The 21,032-nt window shown below is 46.8% G+C and carries 14 protein-coding genes; 7 read left to right on the forward strand and 7 right to left on the reverse strand.

All coding sequences use genetic code 11. The features are described 5' to 3' along the window. Window positions 1-44: 44 nt before the first annotated feature. From AB1Z56_RS04910 to AB1Z56_RS04930, 5 genes are all read left to right on the forward strand, one after another. Complete coding sequence (locus tag AB1Z56_RS04910; protein WP_426791294.1) at window positions 45-1,097, forward strand: FecR family protein; 1,053 nt, start codon at window positions 45-47, stop codon at window positions 1,095-1,097. A gap of 39 nt (window positions 1,098-1,136) precedes the next feature. After that, window positions 1,137-4,382 (forward strand): TonB-dependent receptor, encoded by a 3,246-nt coding sequence (locus AB1Z56_RS04915; RefSeq protein ID WP_426791295.1) that lies wholly within the window; start codon window positions 1,137-1,139, stop codon window positions 4,380-4,382. Then, the gene (locus tag AB1Z56_RS04920; RefSeq protein ID WP_426791296.1) at window positions 4,382-5,773 is read left to right on the forward strand and encodes a RagB/SusD family nutrient uptake outer membrane protein; all 1,392 of its coding nucleotides are present in this window, start codon (window positions 4,382-4,384) and stop codon (window positions 5,771-5,773) included. The genes AB1Z56_RS04915 and AB1Z56_RS04920 overlap by 1 nt, the downstream gene beginning before the upstream one ends. After that, a complete protein-coding gene (locus AB1Z56_RS04925) occupies window positions 5,766-7,682 on the forward strand; it encodes a TlpA family protein disulfide reductase (protein ID WP_426791297.1) in 1,917 nt (638 codons plus the stop codon). Before AB1Z56_RS04920 ends, AB1Z56_RS04925 begins: the two co-directional genes overlap by 8 nt. Window positions 7,683-8,052: 370 nt before the next feature. Further along, complete coding sequence (locus AB1Z56_RS04930; protein WP_046676052.1) at window positions 8,053-8,289, forward strand: hypothetical protein; 237 nt, start codon at window positions 8,053-8,055, stop codon at window positions 8,287-8,289. Window positions 8,290-8,521: 232 nt separating this feature from the next. Here the strand turns inward: AB1Z56_RS04930 and AB1Z56_RS04935 are convergent, their stop codons facing one another. Genes AB1Z56_RS04935 through AB1Z56_RS04950 form a run of 4 tightly spaced genes read right to left on the reverse strand, consistent with a single transcriptional unit; the run spans window position 8,522 to window position 14,729 of the window. Further along, a complete protein-coding gene (locus AB1Z56_RS04935) occupies window positions 8,522-10,069 on the reverse strand; it encodes a DUF6850 family outer membrane beta-barrel protein (RefSeq protein ID WP_426791298.1) in 1,548 nt (515 codons plus the stop codon). Between the two features lie 11 nt (window positions 10,070-10,080). After that, window positions 10,081-11,292: a DUF4876 domain-containing protein gene (locus tag AB1Z56_RS04940; protein WP_426791299.1), complete on the reverse strand. Its 1,212-nt coding sequence runs from the start codon at window positions 11,290-11,292 to the stop codon at window positions 10,081-10,083. A gap of 4 nt (window positions 11,293-11,296) precedes the next feature. After that, window positions 11,297-14,119: a TonB-dependent receptor gene (locus AB1Z56_RS04945; RefSeq protein WP_426791300.1), complete on the reverse strand. Its 2,823-nt coding sequence runs from the start codon at window positions 14,117-14,119 to the stop codon at window positions 11,297-11,299. Continuing rightward, entirely contained in the window at window positions 14,109-14,729 is a 621-nt protein-coding gene (locus tag AB1Z56_RS04950) for a hypothetical protein (protein ID WP_309360799.1), read from the reverse strand. Before AB1Z56_RS04950 ends, AB1Z56_RS04945 begins: the two co-directional genes overlap by 11 nt. Window positions 14,730-14,967: 238 nt before the next feature. Here AB1Z56_RS04950 and AB1Z56_RS04955 point away from each other — a divergent pair, with 238 nt between their 5' ends. Continuing rightward, on the forward strand, window positions 14,968-17,196 hold the full coding sequence (locus AB1Z56_RS04955; protein ID WP_426791301.1) for a HEAT repeat domain-containing protein: 2,229 nt from the start codon (window positions 14,968-14,970) through the stop codon (window positions 17,194-17,196). Window positions 17,197-17,281: 85 nt separating this feature from the next. Here AB1Z56_RS04955 and AB1Z56_RS04960 read toward each other — a convergent pair whose 3' ends face one another. Together AB1Z56_RS04960 and AB1Z56_RS04965 are read right to left on the reverse strand one after the other, a co-directional pair. Continuing rightward, complete coding sequence (locus AB1Z56_RS04960; RefSeq protein ID WP_426791302.1) at window positions 17,282-17,770, reverse strand: hypothetical protein; 489 nt, start codon at window positions 17,768-17,770, stop codon at window positions 17,282-17,284. Window positions 17,771-17,773: 3 nt separating this feature from the next. Continuing rightward, window positions 17,774-18,739 carry a cytochrome P460 family protein gene (locus AB1Z56_RS04965; protein WP_426791303.1) on the reverse strand — a complete coding sequence of 322 codons (966 nt, stop codon included), beginning with the start codon at window positions 18,737-18,739 and terminating at the stop codon, window positions 17,774-17,776. Window positions 18,740-18,893: 154 nt separating this feature from the next. Between AB1Z56_RS04965 and AB1Z56_RS04970 the strand changes: the two genes are divergently transcribed. Continuing rightward, window positions 18,894-19,985, forward strand: a complete 1,092-nt coding sequence (locus AB1Z56_RS04970; RefSeq protein WP_426791304.1) for a LytTR family transcriptional regulator DNA-binding domain-containing protein — start codon at window positions 18,894-18,896, stop codon at window positions 19,983-19,985. Window positions 19,986-20,186: 201 nt separating this feature from the next. Here the strand turns inward: AB1Z56_RS04970 and AB1Z56_RS04975 are convergent, their stop codons facing one another. Beyond that, the gene (locus tag AB1Z56_RS04975) at window positions 20,187-21,020 is read right to left on the reverse strand and encodes a ferritin-like domain-containing protein (RefSeq protein ID WP_426791305.1); all 834 of its coding nucleotides are present in this window, start codon (window positions 21,018-21,020) and stop codon (window positions 20,187-20,189) included. Between the last annotated feature and the right edge of the window lie 12 nt (window positions 21,021-21,032).

Consider the following 21,032-nt stretch of genomic DNA (forward strand, 5'->3'; position numbering starts at 1 on the left):
GTGGGCACTATCCTGTCTTCTAAACGGTAAACAGGATAGAACCTATGAAACAACGATTATCGAAACAATTACTGCAGAAGTATCAGCAGGGGATGTGCAGCGCCGAGGAAATTGCACTTGTCGAAAGTTGGTACAATCAGCTCAGCAAGACAAATAACGAAAAAGACATCCCGGAACTGGATCTCGCTGCGGAAGACCGGTATTTCCAACAGCATATTTTTGGGCCCGAATTAAGGGCTAGTCGCCACCAAAGGGCCTATTTGAAGGTGGCTGCCAGTATTGTATTCTTTTTGATGGCCGGTGCAGCGCTATACTTCTTTTCCCAGCCCCAACAATCGCCACAGCCACTGCCTTTTAGTGTCGGTCAATTCCAGGCCGATCTGCTGATCGGCAATGAAGTGGTCAGCCTGGACGAAAAGAAACCGTTTAGTCCGGTCTATATGGCGCAGGGGAAGGGGAATAACCTGGCGGTCAAGACCAAAAAGGGGCAAGAATTCAAAATGGAACTTCCGGATGGTACCACTGTATGGCTAAATGCAGACAGCAAGCTGGAAATAGGACCAGGATACGACGTCAAGGAGCGCTCGGTCTACTTGACGGGTGAAGCTTATTTTAAGGTGGCAAAAAATAAAGCCAAACCTTTTATTGTTCATGTCGGCAACACCAGCATTAAAGCCTTGGGAACCGCTTTCAACGTGAAGTTATACGCAAACGATAGCCAGCTCTTAACCACACAGCTCGACGAAGGGAAAATACGGGTCAGCAATGCCGGGCTTCAGGAGATTCTGCTACCGGGACAGTCGATCGAACTGAATGTGCTGAACGGTGCCTTCCAGCGAAAGCAGCAAAATACCCAACAGGATGCTGCCAATTGGAAAGACGGTTACTTTGAATTTGACCAAACACCGCTTCCCGAGATTTTGGCCGATTTGGCCCGTTGGTACAATTTTACCTATAGCCTGTCGCCGGTCTATAAAAACAAGGTCCTTAGCGGGAAAATTAGCAAAAAAGAGTCCTTTGAAGAAGTGCTTAAGATATTGCGGTTCGCCGGCATAAACTATACCATCGACAAGGACCGGCTGGTACTTGTTCCCTAACCAAACCCAAAACAAACGCATTTTCAATCTAAATACCCTATGAAACAATCCGTAAAAACACTGCTATTGATGCTGATGCATGTCAATGGCTATGCCTTTAGCCAGCAGGCAGACAAGGCAGCTGACCATGTTCAACTTAAACAGCTGGTCAAAGCCATTGAGCAGCGCAGCGATTACCGCTTTGTGTATGATCCGCATGAAATTAATCCCGATCTACCTTTCGATGTCAATTTAAACAATGCCAATATCCCCGAACTACTTAAACAGGCATTCTCGACTAAGGGTATCCGTTATCAAATTGTCAAAAACACCATCGTGCTCCAGGGGAAAGCCGCTGCCAAGACACTGCAGGCCACGATAAGTGGCCGTGTCAGCAATGCTAGCGGCGCAGCGCTTGAAGGAGTTAGTGTTCGGGTTAAAAATAAGATAGCCAGTACGGTTACCGATGCCAGTGGACGCTTTAGTTTAAATGGGCTGCAGCAGGATGATATCCTGCTTCTGAGCTATGTTGGCTACCGCAGCAAGGAAGTGAAGGTAGCGGACAAGGCCCTCCTAGAAATAAGTCTTGAGCTAGATCCGGGCAACCTGGATGAAGTGGTGGTTATCGGTTACGGTACATCTTCGATACGCAAAAATACGGGTTCGGTATCCAGCGTCACCAGCAAGGAGATCGAAACGCAACCGGTACTGGACCCTCTGGCGGCCTTGCAGGGCCGCGTTGCGGGACTCAACATCGCTTCCAATTCGGGCTTGCCGGGCAGCTCCTTTCAGGTGCAGCTGCGGGGTGTCAATTCCTTGACCAATGGCAGCAGCCCGCTCTATATTATAGACGGTATTCCTTTTTCGGACGAAAGCATGAATCAGTTTACCGCGGCCAATGGCAACCAAAGCCCGCTCAGCCTAATTAATCCCAAGGATATTGAACGCATCGATGTGCTTAAGGATGCTGATGCGACAGCCATTTATGGCTCCCGGGGCGGAAATGGGGTGATCTTGATAACCACGAAAAAAGGAAATAAGAGCGGACTTAAAATAGACTTTAATGCCAATGTAGGCTCCGGTAAGGCCATTCGCAACTTGAAGATGCTGAACACCGAGCAATATCTGGATATCCGGAAGGAGGGATTTAAAAACGATAACTGGACAGCGACAGCAGATAATGCGCCGGATCTGCTCACTTGGGATCAGTCCGCCTACAGCGACTGGCAAAAGGAGTTTTATGGTGCATCGGCCCCTTTCTCTACCTATCAGCTGTCATTTTCCGGAGGAAACGAAAATACCCAATACCTGGCCAGTGCCAATTTCAATCGGCAGGGTGATCCCTTGCCCGGTAACAAGAATTATCAGCGTGGTGGTGCGTTGTTGAACTTGTCTACGCAATCCAAAGATCAGCGATTTAAGCTCAACAGCAGTTTCAACCTCAACTTGGACCGTAACAATACGGTACCTACAGATATTGCACAGTTTTATAACCTGGCGCCCAATTATCCCATATACGATGAAAATGGCGACTATTATTGGTTTCAGCAGAGCTTACAGAATCCCGCCGCCTATATGGAGCGCTCAAGTGTTTCTAAATCGAAATCCCTGCTGGCCAACTTTTCCGCCGAATACGCGATCTTACCCGAATTGGTCGCAAAAGTCAACGTGGGCTACAATCTCAAAAGCATGGACCAGACGCGCTTGCTGCCCAATGCGGGATTTAATCCATTGACGAGTACGGGTTCCATGGCCTCTTACGGGAATTCGGATTATCAGTCCTATATCATTGAACCGCAATTAAACTACAGCAAAACAATTGGTAAACATGATTTTAAACTGCTTTTGGGCGGAACCTGGCAGCAAAGGGTCAGCGAAGGAAAATACTTCGATGGCAGCAGTTACCCGAGTGATTCGCAGTTGGACAATATCGGTGCTGCAGGTATCCTTGTGAACCGCAACAATCAGTATGCAGATTACCGTTACCAGTCTGCATTTGCACGTATCAATTATGCTTATGCCGACAAATATCTGTTAAATTTCAGTTACCGAAGGGATGGCTCTTCCCGCTTCGGGCCCAACAACAAGTACGGCAACTTTGGGTCTATCGGTGCAGCCTGGGTGTTCAGCAGCGAAGAATTTCTCCAGGATCAGTCTATCTTGAGCTTCGGTAAGCTTCGTGCCAGCTGGGGGGTGACGGGTAATGACCAGATCGGTGATTACCAATACCTGGATACCTGGGGCACAGGCTTTGCCTACCAGGGCATTACGGGGCTTTATCCGACACGGGTGTTTAATCCCAATTTTGGATGGGAAGAAATTAAAAAGAAGGAACTGGGGCTCGACCTTGGATTTTTCAGGGATCGTATTTTCCTAACGGCCAATTATTACAACAATAGATCGGATAATCAGTTGATCAATATCGTGCTAGCACCGCAGACGGGCTTCAGTTCGTATTTTGGTAATACGCCGGCCCTAATCGAAAATAAAGGCTTGGAGTTTGAGCTCAGCAGTGTGAATATCCAAAAGGAAAAGTTCAGCTGGAAAACCAATTTCAATATCACTTTCCCGTCCAATACCCTGCTGGACTATCCTGAACTTGAAAGTAGCAGTGATGTGCGGCGGTACGTCATTGGCGAGTCCACACGTATCGTCCGTGGGTTTCAGTTTACGGGAGTGGATCCACAAACTGGGGTCGCCCAATTCCTGGATGTCGATGGCGATGGGAAGATCAGTGATTTCAATGATTATGTGACTTTGGGATCACTGCTGCCCAAGTACTATGGTGGTATCGGCAATAATCTAAGTTATGGCGATGTGAGCCTTGGATTTCTATTTCAGTTTGTCAAACAGGAGGGACCATCCATTGGTTACGGCCCACAGGCAACGACCATCGGCGGACTGGGCAACCTGGATGAATATGTGTTAAACCGTTGGCAGCAGCCTGGAGATGTGACCGATGTGCCACGTGCTACGGCCAATAGTGCCAACGAAGCCAACCTGGCTTACCGTAATTACTACCGCTATTCTTCAGCCGTATGGGACGATGCTTCGTTCATCCGCTTAAAAAATGTGTCGTTCAGTTACGACATTTCCAAATGGGCAAAGAAGTTCAATATAAACCGTGCTGTACTACAGTTCAATGCGCAGAACCTCTTTACCTGGACAAGCTTCAGAGGTATAGATCCCGAGATGCCTGGTTTTGACCGCACGTATGTTTCGGATGTCAATCCCTTTGGTTCGGTACGCAACAGCGCCACACCATCCATGCGCACGTATACATTTGCGGTTCAGCTCACTTTTTAATGATCATAAAACTAAAGACTTATACCATGAACAAATATATCATCTACAGCCTTTTCGCGACACCACTGCTAAACATCTCCTGCAATAAATTTTTGGCCGTAGACCCGCCCAAGACCGAAGTGGCGGCAGAGTCGGCCTTCAGTGACGAAAAGACGGCCACAGCAACCGTGGGCGGACTCTATACCAGTATGAACAATTACAATAACCAGTTTGCCAGTGGACTGATGACCATCGTGCTGTCCAGTCTGGCCGACGATTATAACTCAGCCTTTACAAGCTACGATGAGTACAAATACAACAGGCTGAGTCCCGCGACCTCTTATCTCGATCGGCTCTGGTCGCAACCCTATAGCTATATCAATCACAGCAATAAGATTATCGAGGGCCTTGAAGCGTCGGCACTCAGCACCAAGGTAAAGGCGCAGCTCTCTGCAGAAGCGCGTTTTACGCGGGTATTCAATTACTTTTACCTGAGCAACCTCTTCAATAAAGTGCCCTTGATCACCGATACCAAGGATCTGGAAGCCAACAGCCGAAAAGGTCCGGCATCCCGGGAAGAGCTCTATGCTTTCATGGTGGATGATCTGCAAAAAGCTGCTGTCGATATTGCGGATGCCTATCAGGGGAATGAGCGTACCCGCCCCAATAGAAAAGCGGTTGACGCACTATTGGCCCGGGTATATCTGTATCATGCTGACTGGGCCAATGCCGAAGCAACGGCCGATAAAGTCATCGGGGATAACCGATATGAACTGTCGCGCGACCTCAATGCCGTTTTTTTGAAAACAAGCAAAGAGGCCATCTGGCAGCTGCAGACAGTTAATCTTTCTACTGCTGGGGTCAACACCTGGGAGGGTTTTAGTATCGTTCCGACGGTAGCTACAGCACGAAGTTACTATCAGGTGTATGATGCGACCGTGGCAGTCTATGAGCCGAACGACTTGCGCAAATCGCAATGGTTAAAGCCTTATGTCGTAAGCAATAAGACGCTTTATATGCCGTATAAGTATAAGTTGCGTACAGGCACACCTGTAACCGAATACAATACTGTGCTGCGCCTTGCCGAGCAGTATCTGATCCGTGCCGAAGCGCGGCTCAACCAAAATAAGTTGCAGGCGGCATTACAGGATATCAATCAGATCCGTGAGCGTGCAGGCCTTTCTGCGCTGCCACAAACGATGGACAAGGCGAGCATCGCCCTGGCGCTTGAGAAAGAACGCCAGCTGGAGCTGCTCGGTGAATGGGGCCACCGTTGGTTTGACCTGGTGCGCACAAATAGGGCCCTGCCTGTACTTTCGAAGGTCAAAACGGACTTTAGTGAAAGTGATATCAAAATACCGATCGCCAGTGCTATTTTAATTACAAATGCTAACCTCCAACAGAATGATTAAGTTGTTCAAATACGCATTGCTGCTGTGTCTGCTACAGACAAACCTGCTCTTGCAGGCACAAGTAAGTATTTCGCCGCAAAAAGCAGCGGCCGGTGATACCGTGACCATCAGCTTTGATCCCGCTAAGTCTGCGGCTGCTCCGGGTGCAGGGCCATTTTTCGTGGATTTCAACTACTCCAATTTTTACGAATTTCCGAGCCGCATGCCCATGCAGCGCGAAGGTGGACAGTGGCGTGTACGCTTTAAACTGCCGCCATATGCCAATTTTTCCTGCTTTACGATTGCCGATAAGGACAAGAAATTTGTACAGCAGGCAAGCGATAGCAGTCAGTATGAGATCTACGTCTATAAACAGGGGAAACTGATCGCTGGCAATTACCTGGGAAAATCATACAGTGTACCGCTCCAGGATAAAACCTCGGATCATATCCTTGCTACACAGGAATATTACCTCAAAAAAGAGCTTAGCTTGTACCCCGATAACTATGAAGCAAAGCTCCGGCTGATCGTGCTACAGATGAAAAATGCTGGTCCGGCCCAGCAGGGGCGGCTGTTGAAAAAGGGCTTGGCCGTAGTGGAAAAGAAATTCAGAAGCAATCCGCTCTTTGAAGGGAACCTCAACAAGGTGACCATGGGCTATCTGATACTCGGCCAGAACCAAAAAGTGGATTCGATCCGCCAGGTGGTGATCAACGAGTTTCCCAACAAGAAGATCGGGATAGGGTATCGGCTCAATAAGTTGTTCCGTGAACAGGATTCTACCGCTGTGGTCGCCAAGATCGGGCAGCTTCTTGCCCTCAAAACAGCCGATAATGAGGCGGCCTATGGCAGCGCCTATGACTATCTTTTTACCTACTATGTGCGGCATGGAGATAGCGTAAAGGCCAAGAAATACCTGCCGCTGATTACCCGTTGGGAGCAGGATCCCTACAAATGGCGCACATACAATCAGTATGTTCAGCTGCTCTTAGAGCATAAGCTGATGCTGCAGGATGCGTCCAAACTCAATTTATATCTACTTGACAGTGTTGCGGCCTATCCCGTGAGTTTAATACGCTATTTCCCCGAAACGGGCTATCTGGTGGCCCATGATCCGGCCAAGGCGGACAAGCTTACTGCGGTAAAAGCAGAAATTATGGCCAATCAGGGACTTATAGCCGCTCAGTTAAACCAGTCCGAAGTGGCTCGGGACTGGTTTGCAAAAAGTATCCCTACACTCAAATCGGCGGCATTGCTCCGCGCAGTGGCCATGCAGTATCAGCAGTGGAATGATCCGAACAGCGCTATACCTGTATTGGAGTCAGCCTATCGTTATGCCCCGTTTGACCCAACGATCAGGCAGCTTCTCGAAGGCGCGCTAGACAAAAAGAGGATTAACAATGCGGCTGAACGGCAGGCTTATTTTAGCCAACTCGACAAGCAATGGAAGCAGGGCTATTACGAGGAGTTTCAGAATATCATCGGCAATACACCTTTTCCAGAAGATATGAATATTGTTGATATGGACAAGAAGCCTTTGCTCAAAGCGAACCTCAAGGACAAGATTGTCATCATCGATTTTTGGGCAACCTGGTGCAAGCCCTGCATTGCCTCTTTCCCTTATTTGCATCAGGTGTACAAAAAATATGCAAATGATCCTCAGGTGAAGTTCGTTATACTCAATTCCGGTAGTGGAAACAGCTGGGACGATGCCTACAAATGGGCAAAGGCCAATCCTGAATTTGACTTTCCATTTTATTACAACCAAGATAAAAAGCTCAGTAGTAAACTGGATATCACGTCAATTCCGACAACATTGATCCTAGATAAAAAAGGGAACATCCGTTTTCGAAAGGTGGGATTTGAGGGTGAAAAGCTCCTGCAGAGCCTCGATGCCATGATTGAATACCTGAAAGAATTGGAGCACTAAAGATAATTGCGATAAGATAGCAATAAGGTAGATTTATGACTACCTTATTGATGTCTGTTGCCTTTAGCATGATATGCGACGTTTTTGTTGATCCCATGCGCTGGATCGTTTCTGCTGGGCGATACTATTTAATCTATCGTTAACCTTTTGGTTTCCACTTTTATCGCGATGGTATGTTCGATAGTGGGCGCATTCTGCCTGCTTGTGATCAATACATTAATGGCGATAATAACACTTTTTAACTTCTGACTATTACTATGTAATGGTCAGAAGTTTTTATATTTACGACAGTTTAGCGGACAATAGGGCCGATGATATGAAAAATCGGGCTTTAATCGGAATGCGCAATTATTAAAAACTTATACGGAATATGAAATATTACTTATTGACCTTTTCTGTTTCGGCTCAGGTGCTAACCAAACGCACTGAACTGATCAATTACCTTAGCCGGCATATCGCCGATCTGAAATACATTTCGGCAGATCTTCAGGATAAACTATGTACCATTACCATCCGGACATTACGACGTGACGAAGGGGTTGTCCTTAATCTATTAGCCATAAGAGGTTTCAAGGCATCTTTTCTATCAGCAACCGAAGGTCCCTAGTGTGGGTTTAACAAATTCCGCGGCCCTGAATATTGGGCCGGCTTAAACTTATCTGTTCAAAACGTTTGTTCGTTCGATTACAACAATTTCCTCTTTCGCGGTAATTTGTAATTTAAGATCTTCACTTCGTTTAGTTGAATGCGTTAAAACTGCGGAGCACAAAACTTGGGCTCCGCAATAAGAAGGTTTTTCAGGTAATCTTGCAGAAAATTTCCATTACTGAAGATCTCCATTAGAACGTCAGTAGGCCTAAGGATAAGCTAGCCGAGTAACGGGATTTTCCGTTGTTAACATATCCACTCGGTGTAGACAGCGCTGTTTCCAAGCTACCCGATCCCTTCAGATAAAGCTGATTGCTTTTCTTTCCGAAGTTGGTAAGTCGGTATTGTATGCTTAGCGCATTGACCACACGGTCGCGTGTTAAATAGTGGTAAATCGGCAGGGCAATGTTGTTTGCAACAAAATTGCTCGAATAGTTTTTGTCCGTGTAGCTCCATTCGTTTTTTACGCCAAAATTGTAGTTTGATGCCACATCAAAGACCCAGCGCGATAGAGCTTTGTTAAAGCGGATACCGATATCCATGCGGTCGACGATTTCTTTTCCCTGTGGAAGGGAATAGCGATTGTCCCAGCCTGAATAGCTTACGGTGGCCTTGGCAAACCAGTCGGAACGGTATGTACTGCTTTCTTTGGCTAATATGTACCCCAAAGAAGCCTGACTACGTAGTGCTGTATTCAAGCTGCCTTCAAAAATAGTTTCGTAACTGCGATCGTCCGTCCGCTGCAATTGCTGGTATTCGGTATTTGAAATATCGCAATACAGCAGGTTTAAATCGAAGTGATGATTGTAATCGCCACGTTTTAGATCAATGGCCGATAACACGGTGTACTGATCGTATTGATGTTTGCCAGCCTTCATCGGATAGGTGCTGCCGTCGGTAGCCTTTTCCTCATGACGAAGGTAGCTTCCGGACAGCAACCAGCTGAACTGATCGGCGGTATAACGAAAGCTGAGTTCGCTGCCATACGCATGCGCAAGATAGCTGCGGTCCATATCTGCCGTCATAATGAAAGGTGATGCCCCGAGGTATTCGGCTAAGCCCAGAAGTTTATAGACGTTGTATTGTTGACTTCCGTTGGCACGTACCAGATTCAGATCATTTTTCTGATAATTATAAATGGCTGCGAGCCCAAGCTGATGCCGCTCGCTGATTTTGTAGGAAATATTTGGTGCTAGCTGGATTTTATTTTCAGTATCCTGAGAGCGTGGGTCCATTTGGCGCGCTCCCGTAGCAACCTGATAGGAGAGGTCAAGTCCGGCCCGCATGCTGCCGCCTGCAAAACTGGGACTTGCTATTTTCAGCGCCATGTCGTAAAACTGCTTATTCCAGTCGCCCTTTAGTGAGTCGACTAACTGATAGGGATTGTCAGTAAATGGATTAACAAGGGATGCATAGGCCAGCTGCTTCTCTTTCAGTGTAGTAAAGTCAAAGCGGCCATACAGCGTCCAGTCGCCGGAGCGCTGAAATTTCTCTGTCGAAAAATTGAGGCCCTGTTTTGATTTGCCCGTAAATGGATGTCTAAAATCACCATCTTCATAGAAGTAGCCTAAGGTGGTGTTTCCCACAGCTGGTAGGTCAAGCTCTCCCAGTAAAGCACTGGTTTTAACTTTCAGCAGGCTTTCTTTTTCTTTTGAGTAGCTGATATTCGCGTTTTCCTGTGCTTGCAGCTGCATGAAAGAGGCTGTAAATGCCAGGGAAAAAATATATTTTATGTTCATGATGCGCCTGCTTATTTGGAATAACTTTTGGGACTAGGGGTATCGTTTATCGCAAAGTCGCTGGAGGAATTGTTGGTGTCCATCAGTACTTTGATGCCATTGATTTCTTCCCTTACTTTTCGGATAACCGATTTTCCAGTGCCGGCACCACCGCCGACAAAGGCTACTCCAGCATCAATAGTGAGCGGTAAACGCTTTTTGTCTAGGGTAATGGTGCTATTGGCGACGCAATCCACGCCGTCAATCACTTTTTCTGCGGCAATTTTCACATAACGTGTTGAGACTGTAGCTCCAGGTTCGGTAACGGTTTCATATTTTGCATAGTCGTCCGGCGAAAGGATAACGAGTCCAGAGCCGTTGACACCGGGCAGCCAGTCAAAAACGGTCAACGATGAGCTATAGATCAGCGTTACATTGGGCACGTCTGGAGAGTCGGTATCGTTGGAATTTCCAGGCGGATTGAAATAGGTCTCAAAATCGGCAATTCCTGCTCCTAAATCTGTGGGGGCATTTGGATTGCCTTTTGGATCTGTCTTATGGTTAATTCCATCGACTGCAATGACAATAGATTTGCCCGGCGGCACAGGATGATCCACGCCTGCTGTGCCCGGAATAGTCCATAGGGATGCAAGGTATACGCTTTGTTGATCTTCGATGAATTTGGTGGCTACCGTCGAACCCGCTTTTGTTGCTCCAAAGGAGATTCCGCCGGCATATAAGGTGTCGGTCGAGTTGTTGTAGATTTCTACAAAGCCATCGTATAAATAAGTCGAATTATTGGGCGTTCGGCTGCCGGTATAGTAAAATTCTTTGATGACAAATCCTCCGATAGCACCGCCGCTCAGCTGAATGTCGGTCTTACCGGATTCCTGAATACGCAGGGAAGGGATGGAGGCATTCAAAAATGCTTTGCCCTGGCGCCCGCTGATGCTGACGCTTTCTTCTTCGGTCACCTCGCGACTTACCGTTACGGTGTAGACACCGGGTATAATGTCCTGTAGATCGACCTCACCATTTGCATTGGTTGTCAATTGGGACAGTTGACCCGTAAACGTGTTCTTAAGCGTAACAGTAGCATCTTTGGCAAGAGATGTGATGTAATTGCTGGGGTAGTGGACCGTTAGGGTATAGGAAAGCGTGTTGACCGTCGCAAAATCTTTGCGGCAGCCGCTCAATAAGCAAAGCAACGCGATCAGGTAGAGATAACAATTGATTTTCTTCATTTTTTTAGAATTTAATAGACAGTTCGGTTCCAAAAAAGATATCAATATTTCGTTTTGTGAACTGTTCAGGATTGCGTGTGCTCCTTACCATGGGTCTATTGTTGATGAAATTGTTGGCATAGAAGGAGAAACCCATATTTTTGGCAAACTCCTTGGTCAATTTCATGTTGAACAGCCAAAGTGGTTTCCAGCTTTCGGTTCGGAAGGTTGCATCGCTGAGACTGAGGTAAATATCGCGGTCGGCTGAGGTGATCTGCTGGCGCTCCGCTTCAGAAAAATAGACGATGTCCATAGGTTTGTCAGATCCTACAGGGATATAGCCGATCGGCAGGCTGGAGTAGTCGACATTACGCTCCTTATCGATCCAAATAGTTTGTGCCGTCAGGGTCAGGATAAACCGTAGTTCGGGAATATGGTGTATGGCCCTTAAAGTGGTCATGAGTCGCTCGCTGTCGGTCCCGCGTGGCGCAAATACACCGACGCGTGTCATCGTTTTGTTGGGCACCTCCTGTGCAAGGATATAAGGTATGGTGGTGGTTGATTTGGTCGACTGATAGGCTCCGGTGAGCTGAAAAGAAGTGCGGATAGCGTCGAAGCGGCCCATATCAAAATCAAATTCCGCCCCCTTGTTGATGATCTGCCTGCCGTTGGTAGGTGTGGCATAGGTAAATACGTAAGGCGTATTGGTCACAACATCACTCAAAATCGGTTTTCCGCCCGCTACTTCTTGCTGCACGGTATATGTCGGAATAAGCGCATACTGCAAGCTGTTTAAGGTGGTCATATAGTCGTAGGCATTGTCGATCTTATCGTGATAAGCGGTAATGCTCAAACGCTGACCTTTGCCGACTTTCCAGTCGATACCCAATTCTTTTTTATAGGATTTGGCCAGCTTGAGCTGATCGTTGCCTGTTTCATAGACGCGTGTGGTCAGGAGTGCTAGTGCCTCGTTGGGATCCTGCTTGTAATAGTTTAAACTGAAAACATCGAAATAGGCATTTTCGGGATACAGCATGTTCAAAGTAGGAGCCTTGGTGGCGATGCCATAGCCTCCGCGTAGGGTAAAGGCAGGTAGGAGGTCGTAGCTCACATTGATTCGTGGCGACACAGCGGTTTTTCCGTCGCTGCTGAAAGGCTGTAGCTGATCCATTCGCACACCGGCCTGTATAGCCAGTTCGCGCTTTCCAAATCGGGCCGTCATACGGTTCTCGGCATATGCGCCGAGCTGATTCAGTGCTGGTATATCTTTGTAGGCCCGCGCGCGGTAACCGTTTAGGTTATTGGTGCGGTAGGGGAAGTTGGGGTCAAAGGTCTTTCCGTTTCCACTGTTGGCATCCATTCTGTAATCTGTACCGACAAGGATGCGGTGTGTAAAACGACCTGTTTTGGCATAAAACTCATCCGATATCTTGGTAAATAAATTGATCGGTTTTCCCTCTACCCAAGCTTTATTGATATAGCTGGCAGGTAGATAGGGGGCCTCAAATGTACCATCGGTATACGAGCTTCCCACAGCTGAAATACCAGCAGTTCCAGCATTTTCCATGTATGATTTCTGAAGCGAATAATTCAATGACACGGTATAGTTTAACTGTCGGGCCAGGGCCTTATTGACCTTCCATTTTCCATTGGTCGAAAAGCGGTAACTGTATTCCTGCGACTTGTTGAGCTGCGGAACAGCATTGGCATCGGGATCAATTTTGACGTTATCCAGGTTGCTGCCAAAGGAGAAATAGGTATTGGTATACAATGGTTTTTCCTGACCAAAGGTTTTGCTGTACTGCGCAGAACCGGTTACGCGGTTATAGGCGGCATAGGCCGATGTCTGCTTGTCATTCGCCCGGGTGTAGTCAAGGTCGACAAATAAAGTTCCCTTGTTTTTTCCAAGATCAAAACCCTGACCAGCCCAGAATTGCATCAGTTTTGGATTTATCCGGCCTTTGATCTGCAGGTCTTCCTTCCCGGCTTTTGTCTGCACGATAATGGCACCCGAGGTCATGTCGCCATATTCGACCCCCGCGATGCCGCGGATGACTTCTACAGATTCGACATTATCGGCGGTGTATTGCCGCATATCGGCACCCAAACCCTGAGAAGTGGAAAAACTGCCGAGTGAACCGCTGGATCCGGAAGTACCGGTTAATATTGCAGCAGAACCCAGAGACTGCAAATTGGCATTGTTGGATGTCGGTGCCCCGTTGATGATGAGCGAAGTCCCCAGGGAGCTCATATAATCCGAAGAACGGTTGAGTTGATTGCTGTTGGCAACATTGCGTATACCGGTCTTGTTGACATTGGTGAAACTCGGATTCGTTGTCATTCCACCAGGTAGCAATTGCAGCACTTCCCCCAGGTTGGTCGCCTGCATGTGTTCAATGGCCTTGCGGTTGATAATGGTTGAGGTGGCACCTTCTTTGCGGTTTTCCTGACCAACAACGACAACGTCTGCCAGGGCAATGGAGTTCTCGGCCATTGCTATGGCAATAGGCTGCTTGCTAGCAGTGACGGTTTGCTCCACCGTGAGCATCCCCAGGTAGCTGACAACAAGAGTGTATTGTCCGCTTGGAGTGCGGTCGAAGGTAAAGTGACCATTTTCATCCGTTTTGGCATACAAACCCAATTCCCGGATTTGTAACGTAGCTCCTTTGAGTGCTTTACCCGTGCTTTTCTCGGTAATAAGTCCCCGGATGTCGCCGTCCTGGAAAGAGCGCTCAGTAAGCGGTTTTGTACTGTTGGCGGTAGCGGCGAAAGTCGTTGTTGATAAGGTTAATAGGGCAAAGAATAGGAGCGATCTTTGACGTATCAACGCTGATTCGTTATTTCCCATGGCTATGGCCCATATTTTCGGGGTTAATCATGATATGAGCTTTATAGGATCCTTCGTCCATTAACCAGGGAATTCCAGGTAAACCCGGTTTGTTCGACAAGCCGATATCGGCAGCTTTTGCATAAGGAACATAGATCACATAACGTCGCTGTGCTCCTTCGATTTCTCCCGTCGTGTTGTTGAGCTTGGCCAATGGTCCCCAATAGCCGTACAGTATGGTAGGTGTCTGCGGGATCGTTAATTTACCAGCCTTGTGTTCCGCTTCACGGATTTCATCGCGTTGTTTACGTTTGCCTTCGGCAATCAGTTCCCGCCCGCGGGCCATAAAAGGATCTAAGCTTTTTGGATAGGCATAGGCATATAAGACGGAAGATTTGTAGTCTGGAGCAAGGCAGATCAGGTTATTGGAGGCCGTACCTTCCTGTAGTGTGACAAACTCGCCTTTTTCGTTATAACCCAATACTTTGGCACCTTCGCGTTGGTCTGCCGGTGCTGCCTGTAAGGCAATTTTTATCTGTAGATCCTTTGCTAGGGGACTGCGTTCTTGTTTTTGTCCAAATACGGCCAAGGTACCCCACGATAGTGCAAGGGTGATGATAAGATGTTTCATAGATATTCGTTTAGCGATTAATGACTAATTGTTTTTGCTTGTTGATACACGCATGTTGCAAATATATGTATTTAGATTTATTATAAATAAGTGAATTTTAAAATATTATTTCAGTTAAATCCAATTAATACGGTGTTAAATAAAATATTTCAGTATAAAATATATTATTTTTAATCGTTTTAAATAAAGTTACTGTACATTTGTGTGCATCTTTATGCGTATTTTAATACATCTTAATATGAAGCATACTACGTTTACCAGTTTATCTCTCGCGTTGAGTTTGTTCGCTGTGAAGCAGCTCCATGCGCAAGCCATACAGGAGCCTACTGTAAAAAGCCCCACCACCTTTGCGATCATTGTGGATCAGCATACCTACGATCAGGCAAAACCTGAGATCGATGCTTATCGTGCCGCAGTGGAAAAAGATGGATTGGGGACTTATATTATTTCGAGCCAATGGGCCAAACCGGACGAGATCCGAACGCTATTGAAGGGGCTATATACAAAAAAGCAACCCCTGGAGGGTACGGTGCTGATCGGTGATATTCCGATTCCCATGTTGCGTGACGCGCAGTTTTTGACTTCTGCCTTTAAGATGTCGCAAAATATCCGCTGGGATAAGTCCTCGGTGCCATCCGACCGGTACTATGATGATTTTGACCTGCAATTTGACTTTATCAAACAGGATACGGCCAAGTCGAGGTCCAATTATTTTTACTATAGCCTAAGTGCTGGTTCGCCGCAGTATATACAGATGGATATCTATTCGGCGCGGATCAAGCCGCCCGTGGAAAATGGCGAAGATCCCATCGCAAAAATTAAGGCGTATTTGAGAAAGGTCGTTCGGCAGAAAGCACAGGCCAATCCGTTAAATGATATGATCGCTTCGACTGGGCATGGCTATAACTCCAATTCGGTCAACGCAACAATCGGTGATGCCTTGGCCCTCAGATCGCAGATGCCGGCTTTATTTCTTCCGGGAAATTCGGTCAAGTTTATCAATTTTCGCTCCGACAACTTTATTAAGTTCAATATTTTGAATGAACTAAAGCGGGAGGGGGTGGATTTTGCGTATATGACCGGACATGGTACGGCCACGCTGCAGCTGCTCAATGGTTATCCATTGGCCTCTAATCCGCAGCCTTCCATGGAGAATGTGGCACGTTACCTCCGCTCCAAGTTACGTTCTGCAAAAGAGGATGGAAGGGATGTGGAAGCGGTTAAAAAATCGTTTATGGAATCCCTTGGCGTAAACGAGAAGTGGATGTTTGATGCTTTTGATCCCAAAAGTATAGCGGCCGATTCCCTGTTCAATGACGATATGGATATGCAGATCCACGATATCAAAGATGCACATATCAAAGCCCCATTGGTTTACCTCAATTCCTGCCTAACGGGCTCTTTTCACCTGCCCAATTATCTGGCGGGCTATTATCCTTTTTCAGACAATGACAATATTGCGGCGGTGGCCAATTCGGTAGGGGTGCTACAGGATTTGTGGCCGGGTGAGCTTATGGGTTTGCTGCAGCATGGTGTTCGTGTAGGCAATTGGATGAAACATATGGCGTATCTGGAAACGCATATTTTGGGTGACCCAACGTATCATTTTGCAGGTAAGGCCGACGAGCGACTGAAAATCAATACGGCAATCGGTTCGCATGATCAAAATGCGGGCTACTGGCGAGCGCTGCTGAAGGAAAACGATGCCGACCTGCAGGCGCTGGCTTTGGTTTATCTATCGCGTATATTACCTGAAAAAGAGGTCAGCCCCTTGTTAAAACAGTATTACTTTCAATCGGCGTTTGAAACCGTACGTACACAGGCCTTTATACAGTTACGACAACTGGAAAATTCAGATTACTTTGCGGTATTGCATGCGGCTAAATCCGATTCGTATGAATTAATCCGTCGTTTGGCAGTGTATGATCTGGCGGAGTTTGGGGGAAATGATTTTGTCAAAGATATGATCCAGCTGTATCTGAGCGATCCACACTCCGAACGGGTGGGCTACCGCTTGCGGACGTCGCTTAGTTTTATGGAGCCAGCGCTGGTCAAGCAGGAAATCGATCGGCAGATTCGACAAAATCCCGGCTTGAGCAATGCGAAGCTTTTGGCGGACAAACTAGATCAAATTGTTCTTTCTGGCGAGAGAGCAACCCAGAGCCTGACCAAAAAGATCTTGGACAAGGAAGAAAAGGAAAAGGAACGTCTCAATGATATCCGTACCATGCGTCTGTACCGTTATCACCGCATGGTGCCGGTGTTGATTGAGACCGTTCTGGATAAAAGTAACTCGGCGGATATACGTGTAACAGCGCTGGAAGCTCTGAGCTGGTTCCCACTTTCGTATCAGCGTCGCGCCATATACGATGCCTGTGAACAAATAATAAAATCAGATGCTCCAGAAACGGTAAAATACCAAAGTCTGAAAACAAAGAACATCATGGAAGGCTATTCGAAAAAATAGGGCATAGGCCTATCGTTTCCCTAACGGATTATTTGTTGTCCGCAGCTTGTGACTTCGGGCGGAGGCAGCGTATTTCCCCGCTTTTTTATTCGGCGAAGTCGGCGATTTTCATGTTTTTGATCAGGTCTATGCGCGATTGGCTGGGGGATTTTTCGCTTTCACGTTTATTGCCTGTAAATTGGGTGTATAGTGCGTTGTGCTCATCGGTAAACCTGACCTGTTCGACGGTTTTGATCCGCTCGGGGACATTGGCGCCAAACCATTCTCTATCGGCTGCCGCTTGCCAGGTGACATAATACAGTATGGCTCCGGCAGGGTAGTTGCCGGCTCCCTTCGTGTGGGCATGGTTATAGGCTATGGCATTGCCGTAAAGGGTCGATAATGTTCCATCTTGAGGCTGAATGCGACTCGTGAGGCCATGGAGCAATAGTGGATTTTCGGGTAGATCGGCCAGTTCGTGAATGGCAGCGTCTTCATTGAGCCCTAATGCTGCATGGGTGGCGGGGTTCTGGTTTGTACAGCCTGCTATTACAGTCAGTAGCAGTGCTACGCCGATATAACTTGTATTTTTCATCGTTTAGTGGTTTTTAGCTGTTAATTTCTTCAGATCCAAGGGTCTGGTAAAGACAAAGTCATTTGCTTTGACAGGCTGGTGACAGGCAATACATTCGGCTGTAAACAGGGCTGTGCCACCATAGGGCTTCAGATCCTTACCTCGCCAGCGCGCCCAGCCCCAGCCAGCTGTTGCAGCATATTGCTTTGCATCTTTAATCATAAATTCGACCTGTACAAAATCACCTGTTGACAGGCTTCCATCTGCATTTGCGACTTGCTTCCATGCGGCCTTGGCGAGCACGGCGCCATCGGGCCAGGGATTTGTGCGCGCTTCCTGGATCGCCCTGACAGCAATGTCATTCCCGTAAATCATCCGTAGGGTACCGTTGTCAAAACGATCGGTTATACTGATGATATTCCAATTGCGGTAGTCGGAAATATAGGAGATACCATTTGGCGTGGGCTGTACGGTTTGTTTGGATTGGCCCATTTTCCCTCGCACGAAATCGGTAAACTGCTGTTTGATTTTGTCTGTTTTGATCGTATCTATGCCAATAGGTGCCTTACGACTGCGCACAAAATCCTTTAGGGTATTGATATCTTTTTCGGACAGTGCCGCCTGTGGGTGTGCCAGCAAGTAGGAGGGTAATGGCATCTGTCCCCATAGAATTTTATTCAGCGAATAATAGAGTTTGGTATTTTGTACTGCCGGTGTCAGCTGGCTCCAGTTTGAAAAATCCAGTGCTTTTCGGCCCTTTATGATATGGTCATTGACCAGATAATTTGCGGGCGTCAGTTGATCGTACCAGCGTAGGTTTGTCTGGCTTGAATGGCAATCGAAGCAGGAGCTCCGGAGAATTGCATTCACTTCCTGCGGAATACCGGGCAGGTCGCTACTGGGGATATTGCTCGGCTGTTCGGGCCGGATGAGTTGCATAAGTGCGATAATAACCGCAATAGACAATACGACTAATCTGATTTTTTTCATTGTTCCATTAAGATTTATCTACACAAACATAGCGTTGATGAGTCGATGAGCGGATAGACTTGTTGATGAGAGGGGAAAAATAGCTGCTAAAAGGGAATAATGCAGCTTGAATGAATGCCCTAAAAACGGTATTTTAGTCGTATTGATTTTTAAGGTGAATAAAACGAAATTATATATCCTCACTTTTGCGGTGATTGCGCTGTTGTGCTCGCTGGCAACCATGGCCACCCTGCATTATTTTTATACCCAGGCCAAAGAAACATTGAACGAACAGAAAATCCAGTCGGGACAACGTGAGATCCGCGAACTCGGTATGTTATTGGAGCAGCAGCTGCAGGCCGGTATGCCGACGCAGCAAGTCATCGGTAATTTGCAGCAGAGCATATTAAATACCGACGTACAAAGTGAATTTGTATGCATGTATAATCGGGCTGGAATAGAATTATGTCATCCCGATCCGGCATTTGTCGGAAAGAAAATTGATGTTGGGAATTCTACTTTTTCGAATACGGCAAAGGAACAGCGTTTTCAACAGGTACTGGAATCGGGGCAACAAAGCTCGGGTATTCGTGTATTTCCTGAGAATATGGGTCGTAGTTCCGAAATTGTTAGCGTATATCCGGTCAAAGGAACCGACTGGATGCTGGCTAGCCATGCCAATATCGATGTGATGCAAAAACAGTTACAAAACCTTTACAGCAAGTTTTTGACAGGTGCAATCGTGTTGATTGTGCTCATTACTGCTGGCTGTTATATTTTGATCCGATTGCTTTACCGTAAATACGAGCTTGCGATTGATGAGCAGATTGGGGGGTTAAATGCCGAAGTGAACAGCCTTACGATACTTAATAAACAGCTGGAGCAAAGACAGAAGCCCGAAGTACCTCTTGTTGCTGAGGAAGAAAAAATCCGAAAACGGTTGATAACCTATGTGAAAGACGAGATTATACGGATTGATACCGCAGACATTGCCTATATTGTTTTGAATGACAGCATTGTTACGGTGCTTACCTTTGAAGGGCAGGAGTATACCGTCAACAGTAGCTTGGACGATTTGATAAAAGAACTGGACAACCTGATCTTTTACAGGGCCAACCGCCAGTATATTATCAATGTCAATGCCATTGACAGCATATGGATGTATGGACGCAATCAGCTACGTATTCAGACAAAACCGCAAAGCACAGCGCCGATCCTGATCAGCAAAAACAAAGTGGCGGAATTTAAGAAATGGCTTGACCGATGAGTGACAGGGCTTGCATTACTGTTGTTTTTTGGAAGATGAGGGGGGAAACCTGCTCCTACGCTTACCGAACTCTGCGTTATGGGAAGCATTTAGAATGTTATTTCTTTAAATTTTTACTGAACTTATAGTACTTAAATCATGAAAAAGCCCCAATTCGTTAAACAAACCGGGGCCATTTTCACAGGTAGATTAAGACTTTTGTTAAGCTTTGATAAATAAACCTGCAATATTAAGTACAGCTTCCGCAGATAATGGCTCATCAAAAGATTGTGTGGCTGCACTTGTTGAGATTTTTCCCATGGAGCCAGACAGCGAAGTAATATCAACTCCGGCTTGTTTTACATTGTCTTCACCAGCATAAACAGGATCAACGACAGCACCGATACCGGTATCATTTGCCCCTGTAATCCAAGGTTTTTGATTTGCAGCACCACCTCCTCGTGCACGGCGCATCTGACGGATATGTGAGGCATGCCTCGCTTCGACAGAGTGGATCTGTAATGCTGCAGTAAGCACAACGCGGTTGCCAAGCAAGATGCCTGCCTGTCCTTTATATGCTCTCACCCCGGTATCTTCAAATGCCTGTGCAACCGCTAAAAATGTATCGTAATCGCTAAAGACATTTCCAAATGTGCCACCCGCCGTAAAATCGAATGTCGGCTTTGAAACTGCCTTACTGCCCAATACCTGTTTCAGAAAATTCACGTGAGCTACTTCATGATCCCGTATGGTGGTAATGGCTCCGAGCGGTTTGCCCGCGGGAATAAGTCCAGCTTTGGCAACACCCATCGTATAATATTCTGCTTCTAAATATTCGAGGGTCAATGCATAATTTAGTACACCATTTACGTCCGTTGGAGCTGTGGCACCATAGGCTTTTTTGAAAAGTTCACTCACAAAAAAGGGAAGTGCCGCTAGGGTTACTTTTTTACTCATGGAAGCTAGATTTTTAATTGCTTCGCGACGTGGGCTGATGCGATCGCTGAACTCAGGATCTACAGCATTTATTTGTTCAAAAACGTTTAAAAGATTCATGATAAGTAAGTT

This window comes from Sphingobacterium sp. WOUb80 (genome assembly GCF_050058145.1).
Taxonomy (GTDB): domain Bacteria; phylum Bacteroidota; class Bacteroidia; order Sphingobacteriales; family Sphingobacteriaceae; genus Sphingobacterium.